At 63.4% G+C, this 22221-nt stretch carries 31 protein-coding genes; 22 read left to right on the plus strand and 9 right to left on the minus strand.

From position 1 onward, the window contains the following. Window positions 1–393, minus strand: a 393-nt coding sequence (locus MTBSS4_RS03840) for a DUF2924 domain-containing protein (protein WP_173982085.1), incomplete at its 3' end; no start/stop codon positions are given. Next, entirely contained in the window at window positions 390–587 is a 198-nt protein-coding gene (locus tag MTBSS4_RS03845; RefSeq protein ID WP_173982086.1) for a hypothetical protein, read from the minus strand. The genes MTBSS4_RS03845 and MTBSS4_RS03840, both read right to left, overlap by 4 nt. Window positions 588–766: 179 nt before the next feature. Here MTBSS4_RS03845 and MTBSS4_RS03850 point away from each other — a divergent pair, with 179 nt between their 5' ends. Continuing rightward, window positions 767–2977, plus strand: coding sequence for an ATP-dependent RecD-like DNA helicase (locus MTBSS4_RS03850; protein ID WP_173982087.1), 2211 nt, complete (start codon window positions 767–769; stop codon window positions 2975–2977). Here the strand turns inward: MTBSS4_RS03850 and MTBSS4_RS03855 are convergent. From MTBSS4_RS03855 to MTBSS4_RS03875, 5 genes are read right to left on the minus strand one after another with little or no spacing between them, the layout of a single operon-like run. After that, a complete protein-coding gene (locus MTBSS4_RS03855; protein ID WP_173982088.1) occupies window positions 2974–3180 on the minus strand; it encodes a hypothetical protein in 207 nt (68 codons plus the stop codon). The two genes, MTBSS4_RS03850 and MTBSS4_RS03855, sit on opposite strands and share 4 nt — an antisense overlap. A gap of 9 nt (window positions 3181–3189) precedes the next feature. Continuing rightward, window positions 3190–3411 (minus strand): hypothetical protein, encoded by a 222-nt coding sequence (locus tag MTBSS4_RS03860; RefSeq protein ID WP_082036694.1) that lies wholly within the window; start codon window positions 3409–3411, stop codon window positions 3190–3192. Window positions 3412–3413: 2 nt separating this feature from the next. Then, window positions 3414–3944, minus strand: coding sequence for a phospholipase D family protein (locus MTBSS4_RS03865; protein ID WP_173982089.1), 531 nt, complete (start codon window positions 3942–3944; stop codon window positions 3414–3416). A gap of 52 nt (window positions 3945–3996) precedes the next feature. Next, window positions 3997–4305, minus strand: coding sequence for a DUF3572 domain-containing protein (locus MTBSS4_RS03870; protein WP_173982090.1), 309 nt, complete (start codon window positions 4303–4305; stop codon window positions 3997–3999). 40 nt (window positions 4306–4345) lie between these two features. Continuing rightward, window positions 4346–5038, minus strand: coding sequence for a LexA family transcriptional regulator (locus MTBSS4_RS03875; RefSeq protein ID WP_173982091.1), 693 nt, complete (start codon window positions 5036–5038; stop codon window positions 4346–4348). A gap of 89 nt (window positions 5039–5127) precedes the next feature. Between MTBSS4_RS03875 and MTBSS4_RS03880 the strand changes: the two genes are divergently transcribed. The 20 genes from MTBSS4_RS03880 to MTBSS4_RS03975 all read left to right on the plus strand — a co-directional run bounded on the left by MTBSS4_RS03880 (window position 5128) and on the right by MTBSS4_RS03975 (window position 21511). Beyond that, window positions 5128–5358 carry a hypothetical protein gene (locus MTBSS4_RS03880; protein ID WP_052473386.1) on the plus strand — a complete coding sequence of 77 codons (231 nt, stop codon included), beginning with the start codon at window positions 5128–5130 and terminating at the stop codon, window positions 5356–5358. Next, window positions 5348–5563 carry an AlpA family transcriptional regulator gene (locus MTBSS4_RS03885; RefSeq protein ID WP_024078965.1) on the plus strand — a complete coding sequence of 72 codons (216 nt, stop codon included), beginning with the start codon at window positions 5348–5350 and terminating at the stop codon, window positions 5561–5563. Before MTBSS4_RS03880 ends, MTBSS4_RS03885 begins: the two co-directional genes overlap by 11 nt. Continuing rightward, on the plus strand, window positions 5560–5850 hold the full coding sequence (locus MTBSS4_RS03890; protein WP_173982092.1) for a hypothetical protein: 291 nt from the start codon (window positions 5560–5562) through the stop codon (window positions 5848–5850). Before MTBSS4_RS03885 ends, MTBSS4_RS03890 begins: the two co-directional genes overlap by 4 nt. A gap of 2 nt (window positions 5851–5852) precedes the next feature. Next, window positions 5853–6332: a hypothetical protein gene (locus MTBSS4_RS03895; protein WP_096703317.1), complete on the plus strand. Its 480-nt coding sequence runs from the start codon at window positions 5853–5855 to the stop codon at window positions 6330–6332. Window positions 6333–6430: 98 nt separating this feature from the next. Next, window positions 6431–7267, plus strand: coding sequence for an ATP-binding protein (locus MTBSS4_RS03900; RefSeq protein WP_173982093.1), 837 nt, complete (start codon window positions 6431–6433; stop codon window positions 7265–7267). A gap of 19 nt (window positions 7268–7286) precedes the next feature. Further along, the gene (locus tag MTBSS4_RS03905; protein ID WP_096703319.1) at window positions 7287–8027 is read left to right on the plus strand and encodes a hypothetical protein; all 741 of its coding nucleotides are present in this window, start codon (window positions 7287–7289) and stop codon (window positions 8025–8027) included. A 37-nt stretch (window positions 8028–8064) separates the two neighbouring features. Further along, window positions 8065–8292 (plus strand): hypothetical protein, encoded by a 228-nt coding sequence (locus MTBSS4_RS03910; protein WP_096703320.1) that lies wholly within the window; start codon window positions 8065–8067, stop codon window positions 8290–8292. Window positions 8293–8432: 140 nt separating this feature from the next. Beyond that, entirely contained in the window at window positions 8433–8660 is a 228-nt protein-coding gene (locus MTBSS4_RS22265) for a DUF6511 domain-containing protein (protein WP_254432369.1), read from the plus strand. 8 nt (window positions 8661–8668) lie between these two features. Further along, window positions 8669–9466 carry a hypothetical protein gene (locus tag MTBSS4_RS03920; protein ID WP_173982094.1) on the plus strand — a complete coding sequence of 266 codons (798 nt, stop codon included), beginning with the start codon at window positions 8669–8671 and terminating at the stop codon, window positions 9464–9466. Further along, entirely contained in the window at window positions 9463–10059 is a 597-nt protein-coding gene (locus tag MTBSS4_RS03925; RefSeq protein ID WP_096703322.1) for a hypothetical protein, read from the plus strand. Before MTBSS4_RS03920 ends, MTBSS4_RS03925 begins: the two co-directional genes overlap by 4 nt. Window positions 10060–10061: 2 nt before the next feature. Further along, window positions 10062–11369, plus strand: a complete 1308-nt coding sequence (locus tag MTBSS4_RS03930) for an ATP-dependent RecD-like DNA helicase (protein WP_254432370.1) — start codon at window positions 10062–10064, stop codon at window positions 11367–11369. Then, window positions 11366–13882, plus strand: coding sequence for a VapE domain-containing protein (locus MTBSS4_RS03935; protein WP_173982095.1), 2517 nt, complete (start codon window positions 11366–11368; stop codon window positions 13880–13882). Before MTBSS4_RS03930 ends, MTBSS4_RS03935 begins: the two co-directional genes overlap by 4 nt. Before the next feature lie 60 nt (window positions 13883–13942). Next, window positions 13943–14413, plus strand: a complete 471-nt coding sequence (locus tag MTBSS4_RS03940; protein WP_173982096.1) for a LexA family transcriptional regulator — start codon at window positions 13943–13945, stop codon at window positions 14411–14413. A 6-nt stretch (window positions 14414–14419) separates the two neighbouring features. After that, window positions 14420–15697, plus strand: a complete 1278-nt coding sequence (locus tag MTBSS4_RS03945; protein ID WP_173982097.1) for a Y-family DNA polymerase — start codon at window positions 14420–14422, stop codon at window positions 15695–15697. A 480-nt stretch (window positions 15698–16177) separates the two neighbouring features. After that, window positions 16178–16645 carry a crossover junction endodeoxyribonuclease RuvC gene (locus MTBSS4_RS03950; RefSeq protein ID WP_173982098.1) on the plus strand — a complete coding sequence of 156 codons (468 nt, stop codon included), beginning with the start codon at window positions 16178–16180 and terminating at the stop codon, window positions 16643–16645. Continuing rightward, window positions 16642–16833, plus strand: a complete 192-nt coding sequence (locus tag MTBSS4_RS03955; protein ID WP_173982099.1) for a hypothetical protein — start codon at window positions 16642–16644, stop codon at window positions 16831–16833. Before MTBSS4_RS03950 ends, MTBSS4_RS03955 begins: the two co-directional genes overlap by 4 nt. After that, window positions 16826–17314, plus strand: coding sequence for a DUF6362 family protein (locus tag MTBSS4_RS03960; protein ID WP_173982100.1), 489 nt, complete (start codon window positions 16826–16828; stop codon window positions 17312–17314). The genes MTBSS4_RS03955 and MTBSS4_RS03960 overlap by 8 nt, the downstream gene beginning before the upstream one ends. Before the next feature lie 332 nt (window positions 17315–17646). After that, entirely contained in the window at window positions 17647–19377 is a 1731-nt protein-coding gene (locus MTBSS4_RS03965) for a DNA cytosine methyltransferase (protein ID WP_173982101.1), read from the plus strand. Next, window positions 19374–20240 (plus strand): phosphoadenosine phosphosulfate reductase family protein, encoded by an 867-nt coding sequence (locus tag MTBSS4_RS03970; RefSeq protein ID WP_173982102.1) that lies wholly within the window; start codon window positions 19374–19376, stop codon window positions 20238–20240. The genes MTBSS4_RS03965 and MTBSS4_RS03970 overlap by 4 nt, the downstream gene beginning before the upstream one ends. Window positions 20241–20242: 2 nt before the next feature. Then, window positions 20243–21511 (plus strand): site-specific DNA-methyltransferase, encoded by a 1269-nt coding sequence (locus tag MTBSS4_RS03975; RefSeq protein ID WP_173982103.1) that lies wholly within the window; start codon window positions 20243–20245, stop codon window positions 21509–21511. On the opposite strand, the gene MTBSS4_RS03980 is transcribed toward MTBSS4_RS03975, so the two are convergent. After that, window positions 21498–21707 carry a hypothetical protein gene (locus MTBSS4_RS03980; RefSeq protein ID WP_254432371.1) on the minus strand — a complete coding sequence of 70 codons (210 nt, stop codon included), beginning with the start codon at window positions 21705–21707 and terminating at the stop codon, window positions 21498–21500. The two genes, MTBSS4_RS03975 and MTBSS4_RS03980, sit on opposite strands and share 14 nt — an antisense overlap. A 2-nt stretch (window positions 21708–21709) precedes the next feature. Further along, the gene (locus MTBSS4_RS03985) at window positions 21710–21874 is read right to left on the minus strand and encodes a hypothetical protein (protein ID WP_173982105.1); all 165 of its coding nucleotides are present in this window, start codon (window positions 21872–21874) and stop codon (window positions 21710–21712) included. Between the two features lie 92 nt (window positions 21875–21966). On the opposite strand from MTBSS4_RS03985, the gene MTBSS4_RS03990 reads away from it, so the two are divergent. Further along, a complete protein-coding gene (locus tag MTBSS4_RS03990; protein ID WP_173982106.1) occupies window positions 21967–22176 on the plus strand; it encodes a hypothetical protein in 210 nt (69 codons plus the stop codon). The last annotated feature ends 45 nt before the right edge of the window (window positions 22177–22221 follow it).

Consider the following 22221-nt stretch of genomic DNA (forward strand, 5'->3'; position numbering starts at 1 on the left):
GCGGGTGCCGGTGATGGCGCGGGCCACCGCCGACAGCGATTGATAGGGACGGCCCTGGTATTCGAAGCCGTCCTCGCGCACGGTGACGCAGTGCTCGACGCCCTTCCATTCGCGCACCAGCCTTGTGCCTGCGATGGGGCGATCCAGTTCCTTCTTGCGGCGGCCCTTGGTGGTGTCGAAATCGTCGGCCATGTTCTCCAGCCGGGCGACGGTGGTGACCGCCAGCCCGCCATAGGCCAGTTCCTGGAGGCGGTAGGCCAGCCGGCTTTCCAGGAAGGTTCGGTTGTAGGGCGGCGCCTCGGCCTCGAACAGGTCGCGCCACAACGACTTCAGGTCGGGGATCGGCGCCGTCTTCAGGGCGGCCAAACGGGCCAGCAAAGGGGTTTCGGTCATGATTTCCTCCGTCGGTTGACGGGGACATGACCGCTCTGGTGGGGCGTATAGTCGAGGCAACTGTCTCTGGCGTCAGCAGATAAACGCCTCGACTTCCGCGCCTTTAGCCGGATCAGGCCGACGGCCAGGATGTCGGCCACCTCGTCCAGGCGTTCAGCGGCGGTCATGCGGTCGGGATGGAGGGCGAGGGACATTGTGGATGCCTAAGTCAAGAACCTTTCGGCAACCACCGTAGATGCGAAACCGCATGGGTTCCAAGCGCAGCAGCACTTCCGTCGCAGGATGGCGAAAACAAAGGTGCCGGGGCGAAACGAGGTGAATTGACCTCGGAGCACAGGGGGATCCATGCTCTGCCATCGTTGATGATTTTGGCATGGTGATGCGCCATCAGGATCAGGAAGAAAAGGAGGCTCTGGCGGGGCTCGTGGAGCGGGTAACGTTCCATAGCCCGGAGACGGGTTTCTGCGTCCTGCGCATCAAGGCCAGAGGACAGCGCGACTTGGTGACGTTGACTGGATCCGCCGCCACGGTGCAACCCGGTGAGTATGTTCACGCCAGCGGCCGCTGGGACAACCACCGGGATCATGGCCTGCAGTTCAAGGCCACCTTCCTCAAGGTGACGCCCCCGACTTCCCTGGACGGGATCGAGCGGTATCTCGGGTCGGGGATGATCAAGGGCATTGGCCCGGTCTACGGCAAGAAGCTGGTGAAAGCGTTCGGCGAGTTGGTATTCGATGTCATCGAGCAGACCCCGGACAAACTCCGCGAGGTGGATGGTATCGGCCCGGTGAGGGCCAAACGCATCGCGGCGGGGTGGGCCGAGCAGAAGGCCATCCGGGAGATCATGCTGTTCCTGCAGTCCCATGGCGTCAGCACTGCACGGGCGGTTCGCATCTATAAAACCTACGGGAGTGAGGCTGTCCCACTGGTCAGCGAGAACCCATACCGTCTGGCCAAGGACATCAGGGGCATCGGGTTCAGGACCGCCGACCAGATCGCTGAGAAGTTAGGGATTGAGAAGACCTCGATGATCCGGGCTCGCGCTGGATTGTCCTATGCCCTGATGGAGGCCGTCGGGAATGGCCACTGTGCCCTGCCCGAAGATGATTTGCTGACCCTGGCAGAGCAACTGCTGGAGATACCCCAGCCCCTGCTGACCGAGGCGCTCGATCTTGAGCTTCGAGCGGGCAACATCACCAACGACACCATCGGCGACCGGCACTGCATCTTCCTGCCCAACCTCTGGCACGCAGAGCAGGCTATCGCCACCCGACTCAAGGCCCTGGCCACCGGGGCCCCGCCATGGCCGACCATCGATCCGGACAAGGCCATTCCTTGGGTTGAAGCCAAGCTGGGCGTGACCCTGGCCGACAGCCAGCGAGCCGCCGTCGGCGTGGCCCTGTCCTCGAAGGTGATGGTCATCACCGGCGGCCCCGGCGTCGGCAAGACCACCCTGGTGAACTCCATCCTGCGGATCCTGGCCGCCAAGGGGGGCGACGTGGCGCTGGCGGCCCCCACAGGCCGAGCTGCGAAGCGGCTGTCCGAGAGCACCGGTATGGAGGCCAAGACCATCCACCGGCTTCTGGAGTTCGACCCGACCAGCGGGGGCTTCAAGCGGTCGGAGGAGATGCCCCTGGAATGCGACTTGCTGGTGATCGACGAGACATCCATGGTCGACGTGCCGCTGATGGCGTCGCTGCTGAAGTCCGTCCCCAGCCATGCGGCCATCATGATTGTCGGGGACGTGGATCAGCTTCCCTCGGTCGGCCCCGGCCAGGTTCTTTCCGATATCATCAGTTCCGGCGTCGTGCCCGTCGCCAAGCTGACTGAAATCTTCCGCCAAGCCGCCAGCAGCAAGATCATCATCAACGCTCACAAGGTTAACAAGGGGCAAATGCCTGAGTTGGCGCCGCCGCAGGACGGGCTGACCGACTTCTATTTCGTTGATGCCGCAGAGCCGGAGGATGCTGTTCCCAAGATCATCGAGGTCGTGAGCAAGCGGGTTCCTCGCCGATTTGGGATGGATGCCATCCGGGATATTCAGGTTCTATGTCCCATGCAGCGGGGCGGTGTTGGCGCTCGTTCGCTCAACGTTGAACTTCAGAAAGCCCTAAATCCAGGGCAGCACGGTGAAGCGGCGGTAGAGCGGTTTGGCTACACCTATCGCGTCGGCGACAAGGTGATGCAGACGGAGAATGATTACGACAAGGAGGTCTTCAACGGCGATATCGGCTTCGTGATCTCCATCGATGTCGACGCCAACGAGATCGTCATCAACTTCGACGGGCGACAGGTTAGCTACAGCTTCGGGGAGTTGGATGAGGTGTCGCTGTGCTACGCCACCACCATCCACAAATCCCAGGGATCCGAGTACCCCTGCGTCGTCATCCCGATCATGACCCAGCATTACATGATGTTGGAGCGGAACCTGCTCTACACCGGGATCACCAGGGGCAAACGCCTGGTCATCCTGGTCGGCCAGCGCAAGGCTATCGGCATGGCCGTGCGGGGCGTCAAAGACAGAAAACGCTGGTCGAAGCTGGGAGAGCGCCTTGTAGCTTTTGCGGCAAAGGCCAGCGTTTAGTGTCGGCTCTCTCCCTGGTGTGGGATTGGGCGGAGCAGTTCATCGATGGCATTGCAGATGTGACGCCAAACCGCCCAGCCTTCCGTATCACCGGCCGCCATCAGGTCATCGCAGCGCATGGCGGCATGCACGGGCGCCTCGTCACCATGGCGGTCAATCAGCAGTTTTGCTGCCCGCCAGATATCGGGGTCAGAAACCGGCATGGACGGAACTCACAGCAGCCACCTCACGATCCCCAGGATATTGATGGCGACAAACGTCACGTTCAAGGCCACCAGCGACGGCTCGCGCATCAGCAGCCCCGCAGCCGACCATGACAGCGATGACACCAGGAACAAGACGAATCCCCACCCGCTTGACGGGATATTGGCGGCAACCAGAAGCGCCCCCAGGATGCCCGCCGCCGTCCCCAGCCACTTCAATCCACGGAGCATGCTCATCGTCCGGCATACCGTTCGGAATGCTCGGCATGAAATTGCCAATTCCTTGTATATCGCTGCGCCTGGGAGGCGTCGGTGATTACCAACAGATTCTCGGCGTTCTTTTCCTGGGCGGCACGGCTGAAGTTGAAACTACCGGTGATGACGCGTTCCCGGTCGATCACCATGATCTTGTTGTGCGCGATGGCATGTTCGCGGTCGACGGTCACCGGCACTTTGGCGATGACCAATGTGTCGGCTGCAATCTGTCCCTTGTTTTCACATCCCGCCTTTTCTGCCCTGCAGAAATTCGACTTGTCGAGGATGGCTCTGACATCGACACCCCGCTTTTTGGCGGCAACCAACGCCTTGACGATATCGGGATTGGTGAAGCTGTACGCCTGGACCAAGACTTCCCGCTTGGCAGCGGCGAGTTGATTGACAATCACGCCGGTGCAATCCTCACCGGGGGTGAAGCAGGAGACTATGTCGGAACTCCATGCGGGAGTTGACGCCAGCAGGAAAAGGCTCAGAAGAAAGGGGCGCATGGGGGCTCCATGATGGATGTGATGACGATGAACGGGACGACCCGGGCTCGGATCAAGGCAGCTTCGCACGCGCCAACATCGTCACCTCCGGCGCCATGGACAGGCTCTGGGCAAATGCGATGGTGGTCTGCTCGTTTCCCAGAACGAAGTCCAGGACCGAGCCCAGAAACGCCCTCTCAGTCAAACGACCGCGCACATCATCGAGGCTGTCGCATCCCGTCAGATTGATGAACCTGGGCATCAGGTCTTCGTCTGCCGCGATAAAGGCCATGGCCTTGATGGCGATGGTCTCGGCATCCTCCACCGTCAGCTTGGGGATCACGACCTTCGGGCGAGGTTGGTAAGGCTTGAACGGGTCCACTTGTCCTCCGACGGCCAGATGTTTTGGCGATTTGGCCGGCTTAAAACTGCTTCGCCGCCCAGATGACGCGCCCGATGATGTTGATCTCATCGGCGGTGCGCTCGTAGGTCTGGTACTCCGGGTTGATTGACCGGATGACCACAGTCGGCGGATCTGAGTGGGGGATGTGCTCGATCCGCTTGGTCACCAACCCCATACCGTCCCAGATAACAAAGATTCCTGGCGGCACCGGCACCTTCTGACTGGTGTCGATGAGGATGCGATCTCCACTGGACAGGAGCGGCTCCATGGAATCGCCGGTGATGGTGATCATGCGAAGGTCACTTGGCTGAGCGCGAAATTCATAGCGGACCACCGCATCGGGAAATAGCCAGGTCGCCTTGGTTTCTTCCAAGCCGTCATGCACGGCGCCGTACCCAGCTGAAGCACGAACATCAATCTCGGAAACCGGCAGGAACCCATCCGGGAGAGCCAGACCCACATCGTCCCGCTGGTTCGGTGATCGTGGCTTGCGCGTCGGGATCTGCGAGTGACGTAGTTCGTCCTCTTCGACGGCCAAATGTTCCGCCAGCGCTTGGCGGACGTCCTCAGCCAGGATTTTCGGCGTTCCCCGAAATACAAACTGGTGCAGATAGGCGGCATTGCGCCCGATCGCGAGCGAGAGATTTTTCAGATCGGTCTTCTGCTCTTGCACGAGTTGGAGCAGGCGGAGGCGGACAGGGTCGAGGTCCATGCGGGTATCCCATTGATTCGGCTATGTAGGAAATTAACAATCTTTTCCGTTTGACGCAAGAGGCGCATGCGGATTTTATATTTCCTATCATGAGCACATTAAGCGAACAGTTCCGCGCCACCGTCGAGGCCTTCCTCGCCAATAGCGGCTTCAAGCCCACCGAGTTTGGGCGTCAAGCCGTTGGCGATCCTTCGTTTGTGCTCGGCTTGCGACGCGGCCGTTCACCGACATTGGCGACCGCCGACAAGGTGATGACCTTCATTCGGACGATCGAAACGACCGTCCCGCGAACGGCAAGGAATAGGAAGAATGACGACTGATCGTCCTATCTCACACATCAATCAGGTCCAGCTTTCCCGCCGGTGGGGCTTGAGCCCCCGCACGCTGGAGAAGTGGCGCTGGCGCGGCAAAGGCCCCCGCTTTCTGAAGCTGGAAGGCAAGGTGGTCTATCGCTTGGACGATGTGGTCGCCTACGAGGCCGATCATATGCGCGAGCGGACCGGCGAAACGCGGGTCGCATCATGAAGCCCCGTACCCTGCCAGTTTTAAGCGAACGCAGCTTTCTTGCCTGGATTGATCAAGCCCAGCCTGGAGACCGCATCTCGTATCACGAGGGGCTCCTGGCCGTTGATCGGGCACCTGGTCCATCGGCTTTGCACGGATCCGCTCGTTCCGAACTCGACCGTATCGCCGACCACGCCATGGCGCAGGCCAAAGACGGTTGCCTGCTGCTCGTGCAGCGCCGCATCGCCGAAGACCGCATCGCCTACATCGCCATCAAGGCGAGCGGCGACAAGCCCCGGAGGAACTGATTATGACCATCCCAAATCGTCCCAGCCTCGCCGACATGATGCGCCTGCCGCTGGGTGAGGCCGCCAGCCTGCCGGCGGAAATGCTGGCCCTGCTGCAGGAAGAAGCCGAGCAGACCGTGCGTCTCGCCAAGATGCAGAAGGACTGGCTCGACGGCGCGCTGACCCGCCGCTACGCCAACCTCGCCACCGAGCTGCGCAGCCGCGAGGGCAAGGATACCGGCACTGTGCGGTTCGACGACGGCGATATCACCGTGGTAGCCGATCTGCCCAAGAAGGTTGAGTGGGACCAGTCGTTGCTGACCGCCATCGTCGAGCGCATCCGCGCCAGCGGCGATGATCCGAGCGAATACATCGAGACCGCCTTCAAGGTGCCGGAGCGCAAATACGGCGCTTGGCCCGCCCACATCCGTACCGCCTTCGAGGCGGCCCGCACGGTCAAGACCGGCAAGCTGACCTTCACGCTGAAGCCCAACACCCCCTGAGACAGCGGCGGGGCTGCCCGTTCCGCAAGGGCGGGCCGGCATCCCTTCGGCGCCCGGTCAACGCCCCGCCGCCCCCGACATCAAGGAGACATGATCCCATGGCCGTTCGCATCATCACCGCCGACGAGCGCCTGTCGTCCGCCGGCAACAAGACCTCGGTGGCCATCTTCGGCCCACCTGGAGTCGGCAAGACCTCGCTGCTGAAGACCCTGCCGCCCGCCCACACCGTCTGCCTCGACTTGGAGGCGGGCATGAAGTCGGTCCAGGACTGGTCCGGTGCCAGCATCCCGGTGCGCAGCTTTGGCGACTTCCGGGACTTGGTGGTGCTGATCGGTGGCCCCGATCCGGCTGCCGATCCCAACGCCTATTACAGCGCCCAGCATCACCAGCATGTGCGTTCACTCTATGCCGGATCGGGCGTCGAGGAATTCCTCGCCTCCATGCCGGTGATCTTCGTCGATTCCATCACCGACCTCACTCGCCAGGCCATGGCCTTCGCCAAGCAGCAGCCGGAAGCCTTTTCTGACCGCACCGGCAAGCCGGATATCCGTGGCGCCTATGGCCTGCTGGGGCGCGAGGTAATCCAGGCGCTGAAGCACCTGCAGCACGCGCCGGGCAAGACGGTGATCTTCGTCGGCGTGCTGGAGAAGGTCACCGATGAGTTCAACGCCACCACTTGGCAGCCGCAAATGGAGGGATCGAAGGCGGGGCGCGAACTGCCCGGCATCGTCGATCAGGTTATCTCCATGCACCTGTTTTCCCACGACGCCGACGGCAACTGGGAACTGAACGAGAAGGCCGCCGAGCGCCGCCTCGTTTGCCGCTCCGGCAATCCGTATGGCCTGCCCGCCAAGGATCGCTCCGGTCGACTCGATGTGACCGAACCGCCGGACCTCGGCGCCTTGCTGTCCAAGATCAACCGTATCCCCGCCTGATTGAAAGGAACACATCACCATGTCCTACGATTTCAACGACGCCCAGGCCCAGCGCATGCCCGCGGGTGAACTGATCCCGGACGGCACCTTCGCCAAGGTCCGCATGACCATCCGCCCCGGTGGGGTCAATGGCTCGGTGCCGATGGATGCCGGGCTGCTGAAAGCCGCCGCCGAGAGCGACGCCAAGATGCTGGACTGCGAATTCACCGTGGTCGAGGGGCCATGCGTGCGCCGCAAGTTCTGGCAGAACTTCACCGTGGCCGGCGGCAAGCTGGACGACAAGGGCCAGTCCATCGCCTGGAATATCTCAAAGGCGTCGTTCCGCGCCATGGTCGATTCGGCCCTTGGCCTCGACCCCAAGGATATGAGCGATGCCGCCAAGGCCAAGCGGGTCTTACTGGGGTTGAAGCAGTTGGATGGGATCACCTTTGTCGCCCGCATCATGGTCGAGCCGGCCAGTGATCCGGACAAGTATCACGACCAGAATCGGCTGGCCAATGTGGTGCTACCCGGCGACCAGCAATATGCCCTGATCATGAAGGGCGAAACGGTGGAACCGGAACCCATCAACGCCAAGCCGCGCAAGTCGACCAAGACCGCCGCCGGAGGCAATTCCCCTGCCTGGGCCACCGAGGCAGCCCCGGCCCAGGGGCCCCAACAGCAGGGGGGAGCGGCGTGGTCTCAGCAGCCCCCGGCAGCGGCCCCGCCGCAGGCTTCACCGCAGCCGGCGGCCAACGGCCCGGCTTGGCTCAATGGCTGAGGGAGATGCCGCTCGTCCTCGGGCGGGCGGCCCCACCATGACCGATGATGAATGGCAGGCGCATACGACGCGCCAAGCGGCGAAGGCGATCGGCGAATGGCTCGAAGCCCGCGGAAAACTGCACCAGCCCATAAGGGCGCTGGCCATGTGGGAGTTGGAGGCCATGGCCACCAACGCCATCGGCAGCTTCATCGTGCTGGCCTCGCAGCGGATCAAGGCGGAGCCCGATCAGCACCCGGAGCTGACCCGGCTCTTGCTGGGCTGAGTCTTTGCGCCATCTGCGGTCGCGAGGCCAAGGGCTTTGGCTATGTCCACCGCCTGCGCCACGACCTTTACTCATTTCATCGCTTCTGCTCGGCCACCTGCCAAAAGGCCGGTGCCGAGATCGCAGGGAGACAGAACGGTATGATCGACAAGACCGCCCGCGAAACCCAGGCCATCAAGGATGCCCGGCGTCCCTTCGCCGAGGCACTGACGGCGCTGGCCCTGATGGAGCCGTTCTACAACCGCACACCAGAGGATATCGACCGCCTGATCGAAGCCGCTGTCACCGGCTACGTCGAGTCCATGCAGCGACAGGCTGGTGTGAAGGAACGCTCCGGCCTGCCGTTCGACGACGAAATTCCATTTTGAGGCCCGCCATGCTCGACCTCAACCATGGCTCCGGCTGCCAGTACCAGAAGCCCGACCACGACCCCGGCATCACCATGGCGGTCAACGCCGCCATCGATGCCGCCCTGGTCGTGCGCAACCGCTCTCAGGTGGCCCGCCAGTATGTCAGCACCTCGGGCATTGGCCGCGAATGCCTGCGCCAGATCCAGTACGACTATCTCGCCGTGCCCAAGGATGAAGGCCGGGATTTTGAACCCAAGACGCTCCGTATCTTCGAGGCCGGTCATCGGGGCGAGGACGTGGTAGCGGCTTGGCTGCGGGCCGCCGGGTTCGATCTGCGCACCGAGCGTCGCGACGGGCGGCAGTTTGGGTTCTCGGTGCTGAACGGTCGCTTCAAGGGCCATATCGACGGCTGCCTGGTCGGCGGGCCGGTGGCTATGGCCTATCCCGCCCTGTGGGAGAACAAGGCGCTGGGCGTATCGTCCTGGAAAGACGTGGTGAAACGCGGCGTGGTGCTGTCCAAGCCGGTCTATGCCGCCCAGCTTGCCCTCTATCAGGCCTATATGGATCTGCCGGCCCCGGCGCTGTTCACCGCGCTCAACCGGGATACCTGGGAAATCCACTGCGAACTGGTACCGTTTGACGCCGCCCTGGCCCAGACCATGAGCGACCGTGCCCTCCAGGTGGTCCAGGCCAGCGACGCCCAGGAGATGCTGCCCCGCGCGAGTGCCGAACGGACCTCGGTGGTTTGCCGCGGCGGCAAGACGGCCGGCGGCTGGCACGGGGCCTGTTCCTGGCAGGACCGTTGCTGGGGGACGTGCCGATGACCGGTAAACGCCGCGGCCTCAGCTACGACGTTCTTCAGGTTCGCGACATCACCGGCCCACGCACCATTGCCCGCCTGTGGTGCGCCCAATGCGGCGACACGCTGGATATCACCTTGAACAGTGCCCATCACGCCGATGGTGTCGAGCGCATGGCGCGGGCCAAGGGATGGGACTGTGACAAGAACCGTCCGCGCCGCACCATCTGCCCCGACTGCAAGGCCCGTCCGAGCCCGCCGATCAAACCGGCTGCGCCGAACCCCATCAAACCCACCATCAGGAAGGAAATGCTGATGACGACGCCCGCCCTCCGCCCCGCCACCCCCGACGAGCGCATGCGCATCCGCCACAAGCTGGATGGGGTGTTCGACGATGCCAAGGGCATGTACCTGGATAGCTTCAGCGACCAGCGAGTTGCTGAAGAACTGAAGCTGCCTCGCAAGATGATCGAGCAGATCCGCGAAGCAGCCTATGGACCCATCCGCACCGATCCCGAAATCGAGCAACTGCGCACCGACATCGCCTCCCTGGTCTCCCAGGCCAGCACGCTGGCCAACCGACTGGCCGATGTCGAAAAACGCTATCTGGCCCGGTGACGATGATGGGCGACATCACTCCGTCGGACATTCAGGCCCAGGCCATCTCCGCCATCCGCCAGTGGTTCCAGAACCGCACGGACGAGCAGCAGGTGTTCCGACTGTTTGGCTTTGCCGGAACGGGAAAATCAACCGTGCTGAAATTCGCCCTCGACGATCTGGGCCTCAGCCCCCATGCCGAGGATCGTCCCGGTGTGGTCACCGCCACCTTCACCGGCAAGGCCGCTCTGGTGCTGCGGCGCAAGGGAACTCCGGCGCGGACCATCCACAGCCTGATCTACAGCGTCATCGAGGCGACAGAAGAAGAGGTCGAAGAAGCCCAGAAGCGCATCGCCGAGGCCGAGATCAAGGCCCGCACTCTTGGCGGGTTCGATCGCACCACCGCGGAAGCGGCCATCGAAGCCATGCGACAAGCGGTGCGCGAAATGAAGAAGCCACGATTCTCCCTCAACCCCGCCAGCGCGGCCGCCGAGGCCAAACTGATCGTGTTGGACGAGGTGTCCATGGTCGGCGAGGACATGGCGACCGACCTGATGAGCTTCGGCCGCCCCATCCTGGTGCTGGGCGATCCCGGCCAGTTGCCGCCGATCAAGGGCGAAGGTGCCTTCACCAAGGACGCCCCAGACGTCATGCTGACCGAGATTCACCGCCAAGCAGCCGAAAGCGCCATTATCCGGCTGGCAACGATGGCGCGTGAAGGCCGTCCCATCGGCTTCGGCCAGTACGACGACCATGCCTGGAAAATGCCCATGGCCGACGTCACCCCGCCGCAGGCATTGCGCGGCGGTCAGGTCATCTGCGGCCGTAACGCCACCCGGTTCCAGCTCAACAATGCTCTGCGCAGGGCCGCCGGCTTTGGCGGATCGTACCTGCCCACCGGCCCCAACGAGAAAATCATCTGCCTCAAGAACCAAAACGACCTTGGTCTGATCAACGGCATGTTCGTATCGCTCTCCGACATCGTCGACGAGGGCAGCCTGTATTTCTCGGCTGTCGGCATCGACGAGGACGGCAAGCCGGTCGGGCATCCGGGGACCAATGGCAAGCCGGGCCGTCTCCTTATCTATAAGGGCCACTTCGAGGACCATGTCGCTCTCGATTCCCATCGCCACGACCGCGACTGGAAGAATAAACGCCTGCTGACCGAGGCCACCTTCGGCTGGGCCATCACCTGTCACAAGGCCCAGGGCTCCAGTTGGGAGAACGTCGTCGTCTGGGACGACGGTCTGGGCCGCACCGAGCAGGACCGTCGTCGCTGGCTGTACACCGCCATTACTCGTGCCGAAAGGGGGCTGGTGATACTCGCATGATCGACCTCAACGACGTCTGGCAACCGCCTGCCCGTTTTGACCTGCCCGAAATTCGTGGTCGCCTGGCCGCCACGGCACCGGACTGGCTGCCCGGCCTGTTTCCCCAAGGTCGGCTGTCCCCGGATCGCCGGACGCTGCGCTGCGCCGATTTGTCGGGGCGTTCGCCGCGCAAGGATGGCTCGTGCATTATCCATCTTGGTGGCCACCATGCAGGTTGGGGCTTCGACCATGCCACCGGCGAGAGCGCTGGGCCCATCGACCTGATCCACCACGCCACCGGTCTCGCCGACCGCGATCTGTTCGAGGAAGCCGCCCGGCTGGCGCGGATGGATCTGCCCGCCCCGCAGCGAGCCGTGACGCCCAAGCCGACGCATGACCTGGAAATCGCCCGCATCCTCGGCGGTGTCCAACCGCTGGTCGGCACCATCGGCGAGACCTATCTCCGCCACCGTGGTGTCGGCGATCCGCGGTCGCCCGACCTGCTGTACCACGACGACCTTCCCGACTTCGATGGACGGCGCGGCTGGCCGGGGCTGGTGGGGATCGTCCGTGACGGTGCCGGCAACCCAGTCGGCGGCATCCACCGCACCTTCCTGCTCGACGACGGCAGCGGCAAGGCGCCACCGGGCAAGAAGATGTTGGGGGCAATCGACAGCGGCAGCGTGCGCCTCGCCCCCATACCCGCCGATGGCCACCTCGGAATCGCCGAGGGCATCGAAACCGCCCTGTCGGCCTGGGCCATCTTCGGCATCCCCACCTGGGCGGCGCTGTCGGCGGGAGGTATGCGTCAGTGGCAGTGGCCCGAGGGTCTCCGCCGCGTCACCATTTTTGCCGATGCCGGCGACGCCGGTCAGCAGGCCGCCACCACCCTGGCCGACCGCCTCAATCTGGCCGATATCCCGTCCACCATCGTCTCGCCCCTGCACGGGGACGATTTCAACGACGACCTCGGGAAGTGCGCGGTCGCCGCACATTATAATAGGCTGCCATCCGCCGAGGAACCGCCGTCCCCTTCCAGCTTCGACGATCTGCGGGCTGCCGCGCTGAAACTGACTTTTCCGCCAGACATGGACGAGTTCAGCCGGTTGTTGGGGAATCTCGCCCGCGCCAAACTTGAACCCGCCCATGAACGCGAGGTGCTGGTCGCCATCAAGGCGACGGCCCGTATCCCGATCGCCACCACAGAGAAGCATCTTGCGACACTGCGCAGTGAATTGCGCCGCAGCGACAGCACGCAGTCCGCCCGCCCGGCCTGGTTCGCTCAGATCCGCACCAGCCCCGACGGCACGCCCGAGCGCAACGAGGCCAACGTCATCACCGCCCTGTCGAATGACGAAGCCTTCGCCGGGGCACTGATCTTCGACGAATTCCGCCAAGAGATCGTCGTCAACCGACCGCTGCCCTGGGACGATCCACACAAGGCCACCATTCCCCGTCCGTGGTGCGAGGCCGACGACATCCGTTGCGCCGAATGGCTCCAGCGCCGCGACATCAACGTTTCCTCGCAGGTGGTGGCCCGCACCATTGGCGCCATCGCCCGCGATATCCGCATCCATCCAGTGCGGGAATACCTCTCCAACCTGAAATGGGATGGCGTGCCCCGTCTGGAAGCCTGGGCCATCACCTATCTCGGGGCCGCCGACACCCGTCTGTCCCGTGCTTTCGGCTCGCTGTGGGTGCTGTCGGCGGTGGCCCGCGTCATGGACCCTGGGGCCAAGGCCGATCAGGTGTTGATCCTCGAAGGTCCGCAGGGTGCCAAGAAATCGACGGCGCTGAGGACCCTGGCCGGAGCGGACTGGTTCACCGACGAGCTGGCCGAGATCGGCAGCAAAGATGCCGCCCAGCAAACGCGCGGCGTGTGGATCATCGAGATCGCAGAACTCGACGCCATCGGCCGCGCCGAAACCTCCAGGATCAAATCCTTCCTGTCCCGGTCGGTCGACCGATACCGGCCCCCCTATGAACGCTACGTCATCGACGTGCCGCGCCAGTGCGTATTCGCGGGCACCGTCAATCCCGACACCTACCTGCGTGACGAAACCGGCAACCGCCGATTCTGGCCCGTCCGCTGCGGCAAGATCGACATCGCCGCGCTCCGCCGCGACCGCGACCAGCTTTGGGCCGAAGCCATGGTCTGGTACGCCAACGGTGTCGAATGGTGGATCGAGGACGAAGAAACCAAGCGCATGGCCGAAGACGCACAGGAAGAACGGTACCAGGGCGACGCCTGGGATGGCCTGATTGATCGCTGGCTGGTCTACGATAAGGAGCGGGTCAACCATGGCTATGGCGCCTACGACGATTGGCGCGACGTCGAGGTTGCCCGATCCGAACCGCTGACAGACCTGTCCATCGGCGAGGTTTTGCAGAATGCCATCGGCATCGAGCCGGCCAAATGGACGAAGAGCGACCAAATGCGCGTCGGTGCGTATCTCAAGACCCGTGGCTGGGAGCGATACCGGAATGGAACCAACCGGCGAGAGTGGAGATACCGCAAGGTGGAGCGGGCATAAACGGCCAGCCCTGTTATCGGCCAACTTGAATGATCAAGCCAGGCAGGCTATGTTCCTGTCATGTTCGCATCCAGCCCAGATATGCCGCTGCCTCCCGGCACCTGTCAGGCCTCGAGTCGTGGCTTCGCGCCATCCGAGGCCACGGCACCGATCTATTCCGCCCTGGTGGCTGCGGGCTTCCCGTCACCGGCCGATGACCACCTTGAGGGCAAACTCGATCTTCATGAGTTGATGGTCAAGCGCCCTGCGGCAACCTTCTTTTGTAAGGCCGATGGCGACAGCATGACCGGCGCGGGCATCCAGAGCGGCGACCTGCTCGTGGTCGATCGGTCGGTCCAACCCCACGATGGCGATATCGTCGTGGCGACACTGGATGGCGGTCTGACTGTGAAATCCTTACGGAAGACCGAGGATGGCTGGGAGTTGGCGTCGGCCAACCCCGATTACCCGAGCTTCCCCGTTGACCCGGATGACGGCGTCCAGATATGGGGCGTCGTCACCTTCGCTGTGTCTGCGTTGACTAAGCGGTGATCGGCCATGGCGGTTTACGCCCTGGTGGATTGCAACAATTTCTACGTCTCATGCGAGCGGGTGTTCAACCCGACCCTTGAGGGCAAGCCGGTCATCGTTTTGTCCAACAACGACGGTTGTGCAGTTGCCCGGTCGGCCGAGGCGAAGGCCATCGGCGTGCCCATGGGAGAGCCGGCTTTCAAGTTGCGCCACTTGGTCGAGAGCCACGGCTTGGTGATGCTGTCCTCCAACTATGCGCTCTACGGCGACATGTCCGAGCGAGTCATGTCGGTTCTGGCGACATTCGCCCCCGGCGCCGAGGTCTATTCCATCGACGAATGCTTCCTCGATCTCGCGGGCATGCCGGTGGACGATTTGACAGCGTGGTGTCAGCAGATCCGCGCCACCGTGCGACGCTGGACCGGTATTCCGGTGTCGGTCGGTATCGGCACCACCAAGACCATCGCCAAACTCGCCAACCGGCTGGCCAAGAAGTCGCCCAAGACGAATGGCGCTCTCGATCTGGTCAGCCATCCCGAATGGGTGGCGGCTGCACTGAAGCGAACACCGGTAGGCGATGTCTGGGGAATCGGGCGCCAGTATGCCGGCCATTGTGGGGTCAAAGGAATCCGTACCGCCTTCGATCTCATCCAGGCCGAAGATGGCTGGATCCGAAAGACCATGGGTGCGGTTGGGCTGCGGACCACGATGGAGCTTCGTGGAACGGCAGTCCACACTCTGGACACCATGCCATCGGACAAACACACGACCTGCTGCTCTCGGTCTTTTGGCGAAACCGTGTCCGAACTCGGTCACGTCAGAGATGCCGTCACGCTCTTTGCCAGCAGAGCGGCTGAAAAAATCAGGGCCGAGGGCTTGGTGGCCGGCGCGCTTCAGGTCTTCGCCTACACAGACCGATTCCGACCCGATCAACCGCAGTTCTCGCTGACCTCCATGGCCCGGTTTTCGCCGCCGACATCGTCCACGCCACACATTATCCGAACCGCTCTGCGGGGGATGGAATCGGCATGGCGGGATGGATACGAGTACAAGAAGGCCGGGGTCATTCTGCTGGATCTTGTCCGACCCGAAGATGTTCCGCGCGATCTGTTCTCGCCACCGCCAGAAGCCGGGGTGAAGCCGAGGGCGCTGATGGTAGCGGTGGACGGCATCAACAATCGGCTCGGTAGCGGTTCGGTCGGGTACGGCCTTGCACCGAAGGATGCGCCGTGGCGGATGCATTGCGGAAATCGAACGCCGAGCTACACCACCAAGTGGGACGACCTCCCGGTGGCGAAGGCGTGATGGATGATCTTCAGAACGGGAGTGTCCGTCCTACCTCGTCCCACCTCTGTTTGAAGGTAGGACGCCTGAAAGCCGCAGAAACGCTGGCTTCGTCCTACCGTCCTACCTGTCCTACCTTTTTCAAAATCTTTATGGAGGAAAGGAAAAATTTACCATATTAGTTGTGCAATAATCCTCAGCAATACAATCATTGTGTTGTAAATTTTATTTTCCCTGGAGAGGTTTTCAGAAAAAGGTAGGGAGGCAGGACGCGCCCACTCTTAAAAGGTATATTCATCAATCATTCCAATTAGATACGCTCCGTCCTACCTCATTTCATAGGCAGGACGGGGTATGCAGGAGGTGGGACGGGCAAGGCCCCTCGATGCCATTCGACGCGCCTACCCATTTCGCCACGAATTTCCTTGCCGCCGATTCCTCCCTTCCATAGACTCCCCCTCGACCAAAGCCGAAGGCCCACTGTTCTTGTGAGCCTTCACCATGACCACCATCCTCGCCCTTGATCTGGGCACGACCGCCGGCTGGGCCATGCGCCTTGCCGACGGTGTCATTGTCTCCGGCACCATGGAGTTCCGCCCCGGCCGATTCGAGGGGGGCGGAATGAGATTCCTGCGCTTCCGATCCTGGCTGGACCACCTCGAAGCCGGTGCCAAGGGCATCGGCACGGTCTACGTCGAAGAAGTACGCCGCCACGCCGGCACCGACGCCGCACACATTTATGGCGGCTTCCTGGCCCATCTCACCGCTTGGTGCGAACTCAAGCACATCCCCTATCAGGGCGTTCCGGTCGGCACCATCAAGCGCCACGCCACCGGAAAGGGCAATGCAGGTAAGGACATGGTGATCGCCGCCATGCGATCCCGTGGCTTCAATCCCGAGGACGACAACGAGGCCGACGCCCTCGCCATCCTGACCTGGGCCATCGACACCCAGGGAGGTGTCCGATGAACTGGCACCCTCCCGGTTACGGTGGCACCCGCCGCGATCCTGAGCAGGTCAAGCGGGACGGCTGGCAAGAGCGTGGCGTCCTGGTCATTGCCGAAGACGACCAGCGCCTGACCTGGCCCGAGCGTGAACTGATCCGCCAGTTGGGTGCCAAGCTGTATGGCCCGCGCCCGGAGGTGTCCTATGGCTGAGATCCATTGGACGCCTTCCCTGGTCGAAGACCGCCTTGCCGAAGCCGCCGACACCCTGCGCCGCCTGCCTGAAACCAGAATTCAGGGGCATGCCAGCATTTGGCCGCCGTATGTGCAGGAATGCTTGGAATCCACCGAGGTGAAGTTGCGTCGTCCGCCACCCTCCGCCGCCGCCATCACCCGCATGGACGAAGCCTTGCCCTGGTTGCGCCACCTCGATCCCACCGACGCCAAGATCATCTGGCTGCGGGCCACCAACGCCCCATGGAAGGTGATCTGCTGGAAGGTCGGCATGACGCGGGCGACTGCTCACCGGCACTGGCTGTTCGCGCTCTGCGTCATCGCCTGGAAGCTGAACGGCAAGCGCATCCCCAGGCACATCTCCAAGGTCGATCTGATCGCCCGCACCAAGGCGGCGGAGGAAAGCGAAAAGTGTATCGATACATCGCAGGGCGCGACAGTGATGGCGAGTTTGGGGTAAATGTAATTCCAGGCTCGCGGAACGGGCGGCGAAGACGATCATCAAATGATCCGCCGCCCGGAGCGGGCGTAAGAATAGAACACCGTACCGTGGAGAATTGGTTCCTCCCCGGCACCTTCCCCTATGCGGGGGGCATCAGCGCCGAACTTCGCTAGCGACAGCCGAAAAATCTAGGCTACCACCCCGTACCAGTTACCACCCCGGAAGGCGCGTAAGTCCCAAGGACAGCGCGCCTTTCACGCTTTCGGGCAGGGTGGTACGGGGGGCGGTAGCCAGCCCGGTAGCCGCCTTCCAGCTACCACCCCTGTACCACCCGTACCACGGCTACCACCATGCAACTTGCTCTCACCGAGCCGGTATCCCCGGCGCTCGGCTCCATGCCGCACGCCCAGGGGGTGGTTTACGGCTCAGTGTGCAGCGGAATCGAAGCGGCGACGGTGGCGTGGGAGCCGCTGGGCTGGCGGCCTGCCTTCTTCGCCGAGATCGAACCATTCCCCTCCGCCGTGCTGGCGCACCATTACCCCACGGTGCCGAACCTGGGCGACATGACCGCCATCGACGGCTCGGCATGGCGGGGCAAGATCGACGTGCTGGTGGGCGGCACGCCCTGCCAGGCGTTCTCGGTGGCGGGCCTGCGCAAGTCACTGGACGACGCCCGAGGCAATCTTGCCCTCAAATTCGTGGAACTCGCCAATGCCATCGACCCAGCCTACACCATTTGGGAAAACGTGCCGGGCGCCTTGTCCACCCACGATAACGCCTTCGGATGCCTTCTGGGCGGATTGGCCGGCGAAGATGGTCCGGTCGTCCCGCCAGGGGGAAAATGGTCGGACGCTGGTGTTGTCGTTGGACCCGCGCGCACAGTCGCGTGGCGGGTGCTCGACGCCCAATATTTCGGCCTGGCCCAACGCCGCCGTCGTGTGTTCGTTGTCGCAGGTGCTGGAGACCGGGCCGATCCCGTCCAAGTACTTTTTGAGCGCCAAGGCGTGCGCCGGGATCATCCGCCGCGCCGAGAAGCGGAACAAGGTCTTGCCCCCACGCTTGATGCACGCGCTGGCCGAAGCGGCGAGACGTCATTCGCCACCAGCGGCGGACTGATCACCGAGGCGTTCGGCGGCAACAATACCGCTGGCCCCATCAACGTCGCCACCGCGCTCAATGCCTGCGCCTCGGCAAGCGGGCGGATGGATTTCGAGAGCGAGACCTTTGTCGCCACCACCTTGCGGGCACGCGATCTGTCCCGTGGCGTGGACAGCGACTGCACCGACACGCTGATCGCCCACACCCTGCGGGCCAGGTCAAACCTCGCCCACCGACCCGACATCGACACCCTGGTCACCCATTCCCTGCGCGGCGAGGGATTTGACGCCTCGGAAGATGGCACCGGACGCGGCACCCCGTTGGTGCCGGTGGCCTTTCCCATTCAGGAGGCCGGTGCCCGCACCGGCATCAGCACCACGGATGTGCGTGCCGGAATCGGTGTCGGCAGTGATGGTGATCCGATGTTCACTTTGCAGGCGGGCAAGCAGCACGCCGTGGCGTTCAATCTGCGCGGCCGCGACGGTGGGGCGCAGGCCGAGATCGATGCCGACAACCTCGCCAGCCTGCGGGCGGCCAGCGGCGGCTCCAGCCGCAGCTATGTCGCCTTCGCCCAGAATCAGCGTGACGAGGTCCGCTCCCTGACCGTGGCTGGTGCCTTGGCGGCGGAGCCGGGAACCAAACAGCAGACTTACGTGGCGTTTGATTGCAAGGCCGGCACCGGGTTCCAGACGATCAATGCCGATGGCGTCACTCCGACCCTGCGGGCCATGTCGGCCCTGGGCCGCGACAATGGCGGCGGCCAATTGGCGGTCCAGCACGACATGGCGGTGCGCCGCCTGACGCCCCGCGAATGCGAGCGCCTCCAGGGTTTCTCCGACGATTACACCCAGATCCTGTGGCGCAAGAAGGCCGCCGAGGACTGTCCCGACGGCCCGCGTTACCGGGCGCTGGGCAATTCCATGGCCGTGCCGGTGATGCGCTGGATCGGCCGCCGCATCCAGGCGGCAGGACAACGGCCATGACCCACAATCCTTACCGCCTCGACGGCCCGGCGCTGGTGTCGCTCTCGGGCGGACGCACGTCCGGTTACATGCTGCGCCAGATCCTGGATGCCCATGATGGGAAGCTGCCCGCCGACATCCATGTGGTGTTCTTCAACACTGGCAAGGAATTCGAGCAGACGCTCCGCTTCGTCCACGAGTGCTCGGTGCGCTGGTCGGTCCCGATCACTTGGCTGGAATACGACCCCGCCGAGCCGTTCGATACCAGCGTGGTGGGTTACAACAGCGCGTCGCGTGATGGCGAGCCCTTCGAGAAGATCATCAAGGTGCGGGGCTTCCTGCCCAATCCGACCATGCGGCTCTGCACCCATTACCTCAAGGTCAAGCGCGGCATCGCCTTCATGCGCGACATGCTGGGCTACCCGGAATGGACCAACGTCGTCGGCCTGCGCCATGACGAGCCCCGCCGGGTCGCCCGCCAGAAGGCCATGAACGAGGCGGGCAAGGAGCGGTTCGAAACCATCCTGCCGCTCGACGTAGCCAAGGTGACTCGCCGCGACGTGTCGGCGTTCTGGAAGCGCCAGCCCTTCGATCTTGGCCTGCCCGACAACAACGGCAAAACGCCTCTGGGCAATTGCGACCTCTGCTACATGAAGGGTGCCGCGACCATCAAGGGGATCATGCGGCTGTTCCCCGAACGGGCCAAATGGTGGATCGACCAGGAGCGCAATGCCCCGGCCATGGGCAGCCTGACCAAGCCCGAAATGGCGCTGTTCCGCGCCGACCGCCCCAGCTACCGCGAACTGCTCAATTTCGTCCGCCGCCAGCGGGATTTCGAGGGCGGTCCATCCGATGACTGCCTGCCCTGCGATTGCACGGACTGACCATGACCCATCCGCTTCCCGACACGGTCGAGGCTTGGCCCATCGACCGGCTGATCCCCTATGGCCGCAATGCGCGGACCCATTCGGACGCTCAGATCGCCCAGATCGCCGCCAGCATGGTGGAGTTCGGCTGGACCAATCCGGTGCTGGCCGACAGCAAAGGCAACGTCATCGCCGGGCATGGCCGACTGGCCGCCGCCAAATCCCTGGGCCTGGATACGGTGCCGGTGGTGATTCTCGATCATCTGAGCGAAGCCCAGCGCCGCGCCTACATCCTGGCCGACAATAAGCTGGCGCTGAATGCCGGCTGGGACGACGAGACTCTGGCGGCGGAACTGCACGCGCTCAATGCCGAGGGTTATGACCTGGATCTGATCGGCTTTTCCGCCGAGGAACTGGATGCCCTGATGGCCCCCCTCGACGACGAGGGCGACGGCCAGGGAGAAGGTGACGAAGACGAGATCCCCGAACCGCCCGTCGATCCGGTGACGCGGCCGGGCAATTTGTGGATATTGGGCAAGCATCGCCTGCTGTGCGGCGACAGCACCAGCGCCACCGATGTGGAGCGTCTGCTGGCCGGAGCCATGCCGCACCTGATGGTGACCGACCCGCCCTACGGCGTTGAATACGATCCCGAATGGCGCAATCAGGCCGGCGTGTCCTCCACCTCGCGTACCGGCAAGGTCGCCAACGATGACCGCGCCGATTGGCGGGAAGCCTGGGCGCTGTTCCCCGGCGAGGTCGCCTATGTCTGGCATTCGGCCATCTACACCAGAACGGTGGCCGACAGCCTGGAGGCCAACGACTTCAAGCTCCGCGCCCAGATCATCTGGTCGAAGCCGCGCTTCGTCCTAGGTCGCGGCGATTACCACTGGCAGCACGAGCCCTGCTGGTACGCCGTGCGCAAGAGCGGCACCGGCCATTGGCAGGGAGCGCGGGATCAGGCCACCATCTGGGCCATCGGCAATAACGGCGATGAGGACGAAGCCACGGTCCACGGCACCCAGAAGCCGGTGGAATGCATGCGCCGCCCGATCCTCAACAATAGCGCCGAGGGCGAGGCGGTCTACGAGCCCTTCGCGGGCAGCGGCACCACAGTGATCGCAGCGGAAACCACTGGCCGCATCTGCTTTGCCATGGAATTGAACCCGGCCTATGCCGACGTGATCGTCGGCCGCTGGCAGAAGCTGACCGGCCAGAAGGCCGTGCTGGACGGCGATGGCCGGAGTTTCGAGGAGATCGCCGCCGGGAAGGTGGTCAGCGCCGGGTGATCCGGCGCAGGGAATGCTGGTACTTGGCGTCGGTGGGCTTCCAATTCAGCGGCTTGCAGCCGAGGCGCAGGTCGCGCTCCCAGAATTCGAGGATCTGCTGGTTGGAATAGCCCTTGCCCCGGAAGTATTCGAAGTCGGTCTGCGACCACTGCGGATGGGCCTTCAGGGCGGCGGTGGGGCGAACGGTCAAGGCCATGTTCACTTCGCCTCCTGGCCGGCTGCGTAGGCGGCTTCCAGGGCGGCCTTGATGCCCCAGACCGAAAGCTCGTGGAAGTCGAGGCGGTCGCTGTTGCGGGTCGCCAGGGTTTCCAGGTCCAGGATGGTGGCTGCGATCTTCGCCAGGGCTTCGTCGCGGGTTTGCATCGTGGTGTTCCTCCGTTTTGGTGGCCCCAGTAACGCTCCATGCCACGGCCTTATCAAGTCGAATAATCAATCGTTTTCAATGGATTATACTGATGGCACAATCCCGCCGCATGTCGTTGACCGAGGCCATCGCCAACGTGGTCATCGGCTACATTCTGGCGGTGGCGACGCAGGTGGCGGTGTTCCCGCTGTTCGGCATTCACATCGCCCTGGCCGACGATCTGATGATCGGGCTGGCGTTCTTGGTGGTTTCTCTGTCACGCAGCTATATGCTGCGGCGGATGTTCGAACGAATCCGGTGAAGGCTTGGATTTGGCGCCAACCGAATCTACTGTTCGAAATCGCGT

Origin of the sequence: Magnetospirillum sp. SS-4 (assembly GCF_902729425.1) — a bacterium.
Lineage (GTDB): Bacteria > Pseudomonadota > Alphaproteobacteria > Rhodospirillales > Magnetospirillaceae > Phaeospirillum.

Coding starts and splice junctions, on each gene's coding strand:
- MTBSS4_RS03855 (WP_173982088.1), bottom strand. CDS start 3,180: ATGCCGGTTTCTGACCCCGATATCTGGCGGGCAGCAAAACTGCTGATT.
- MTBSS4_RS03935 (WP_173982095.1), top strand. CDS start 11,366: ATGATCGACCTCAACGACGTCTGGCAACCGCCTGCCCGTTTTGACCTG.
- MTBSS4_RS03900 (WP_173982093.1), top strand. CDS start 6,431: ATGGCCGTTCGCATCATCACCGCCGACGAGCGCCTGTCGTCCGCCGGC.
- MTBSS4_RS03980 (WP_254432371.1), bottom strand. CDS start 21,707: ATGGCCTTGACCGTTCGCCCCACCGCCGCCCTGAAGGCCCATCCGCAG.
- MTBSS4_RS03960 (WP_173982100.1), top strand. CDS start 16,826: ATGGCTGAGATCCATTGGACGCCTTCCCTGGTCGAAGACCGCCTTGCC.
- MTBSS4_RS03930 (WP_254432370.1), top strand. CDS start 10,062: ATGATGGGCGACATCACTCCGTCGGACATTCAGGCCCAGGCCATCTCC.
- MTBSS4_RS03875 (WP_173982091.1), bottom strand. CDS start 5,038: ATGGACCTCGACCCTGTCCGCCTCCGCCTGCTCCAACTCGTGCAAGAG.
- MTBSS4_RS03910 (WP_096703320.1), top strand. CDS start 8,065: ATGACCGATGATGAATGGCAGGCGCATACGACGCGCCAAGCGGCGAAG.
- MTBSS4_RS03950 (WP_173982098.1), top strand. CDS start 16,178: ATGACCACCATCCTCGCCCTTGATCTGGGCACGACCGCCGGCTGGGCC.
- MTBSS4_RS03975 (WP_173982103.1), top strand. CDS start 20,243: ATGACCCATCCGCTTCCCGACACGGTCGAGGCTTGGCCCATCGACCGG.
- MTBSS4_RS03890 (WP_173982092.1), top strand. CDS start 5,560: ATGAAGCCCCGTACCCTGCCAGTTTTAAGCGAACGCAGCTTTCTTGCC.
- MTBSS4_RS03850 (WP_173982087.1), top strand. CDS start 767: ATGGTGATGCGCCATCAGGATCAGGAAGAAAAGGAGGCTCTGGCGGGG.
- MTBSS4_RS03940 (WP_173982096.1), top strand. CDS start 13,943: ATGTTCGCATCCAGCCCAGATATGCCGCTGCCTCCCGGCACCTGTCAG.
- MTBSS4_RS03970 (WP_173982102.1), top strand. CDS start 19,374: ATGACCCACAATCCTTACCGCCTCGACGGCCCGGCGCTGGTGTCGCTC.
- MTBSS4_RS03895 (WP_096703317.1), top strand. CDS start 5,853: ATGACCATCCCAAATCGTCCCAGCCTCGCCGACATGATGCGCCTGCCG.
- MTBSS4_RS03955 (WP_173982099.1), top strand. CDS start 16,642: ATGAACTGGCACCCTCCCGGTTACGGTGGCACCCGCCGCGATCCTGAG.
- MTBSS4_RS03965 (WP_173982101.1), top strand. CDS start 17,647: ATGCAACTTGCTCTCACCGAGCCGGTATCCCCGGCGCTCGGCTCCATG.
- MTBSS4_RS03845 (WP_173982086.1), bottom strand. CDS start 587: ATGTCCCTCGCCCTCCATCCCGACCGCATGACCGCCGCTGAACGCCTG.
- MTBSS4_RS03920 (WP_173982094.1), top strand. CDS start 8,669: ATGCTCGACCTCAACCATGGCTCCGGCTGCCAGTACCAGAAGCCCGAC.
- MTBSS4_RS03860 (WP_082036694.1), bottom strand. CDS start 3,411: ATGCTCCGTGGATTGAAGTGGCTGGGGACGGCGGCGGGCATCCTGGGG.
- MTBSS4_RS03865 (WP_173982089.1), bottom strand. CDS start 3,944: ATGCGCCCCTTTCTTCTGAGCCTTTTCCTGCTGGCGTCAACTCCCGCA.
- MTBSS4_RS03985 (WP_173982105.1), bottom strand. CDS start 21,874: ATGCAAACCCGCGACGAAGCCCTGGCGAAGATCGCAGCCACCATCCTG.
- MTBSS4_RS03945 (WP_173982097.1), top strand. CDS start 14,420: ATGGCGGTTTACGCCCTGGTGGATTGCAACAATTTCTACGTCTCATGC.
- MTBSS4_RS03905 (WP_096703319.1), top strand. CDS start 7,287: ATGTCCTACGATTTCAACGACGCCCAGGCCCAGCGCATGCCCGCGGGT.
- MTBSS4_RS03880 (WP_052473386.1), top strand. CDS start 5,128: ATGAGCACATTAAGCGAACAGTTCCGCGCCACCGTCGAGGCCTTCCTC.
- MTBSS4_RS03885 (WP_024078965.1), top strand. CDS start 5,348: ATGACGACTGATCGTCCTATCTCACACATCAATCAGGTCCAGCTTTCC.
- MTBSS4_RS22265 (WP_254432369.1), top strand. CDS start 8,433: ATGATCGACAAGACCGCCCGCGAAACCCAGGCCATCAAGGATGCCCGG.
- MTBSS4_RS03990 (WP_173982106.1), top strand. CDS start 21,967: ATGGCACAATCCCGCCGCATGTCGTTGACCGAGGCCATCGCCAACGTG.
- MTBSS4_RS03925 (WP_096703322.1), top strand. CDS start 9,463: ATGACCGGTAAACGCCGCGGCCTCAGCTACGACGTTCTTCAGGTTCGC.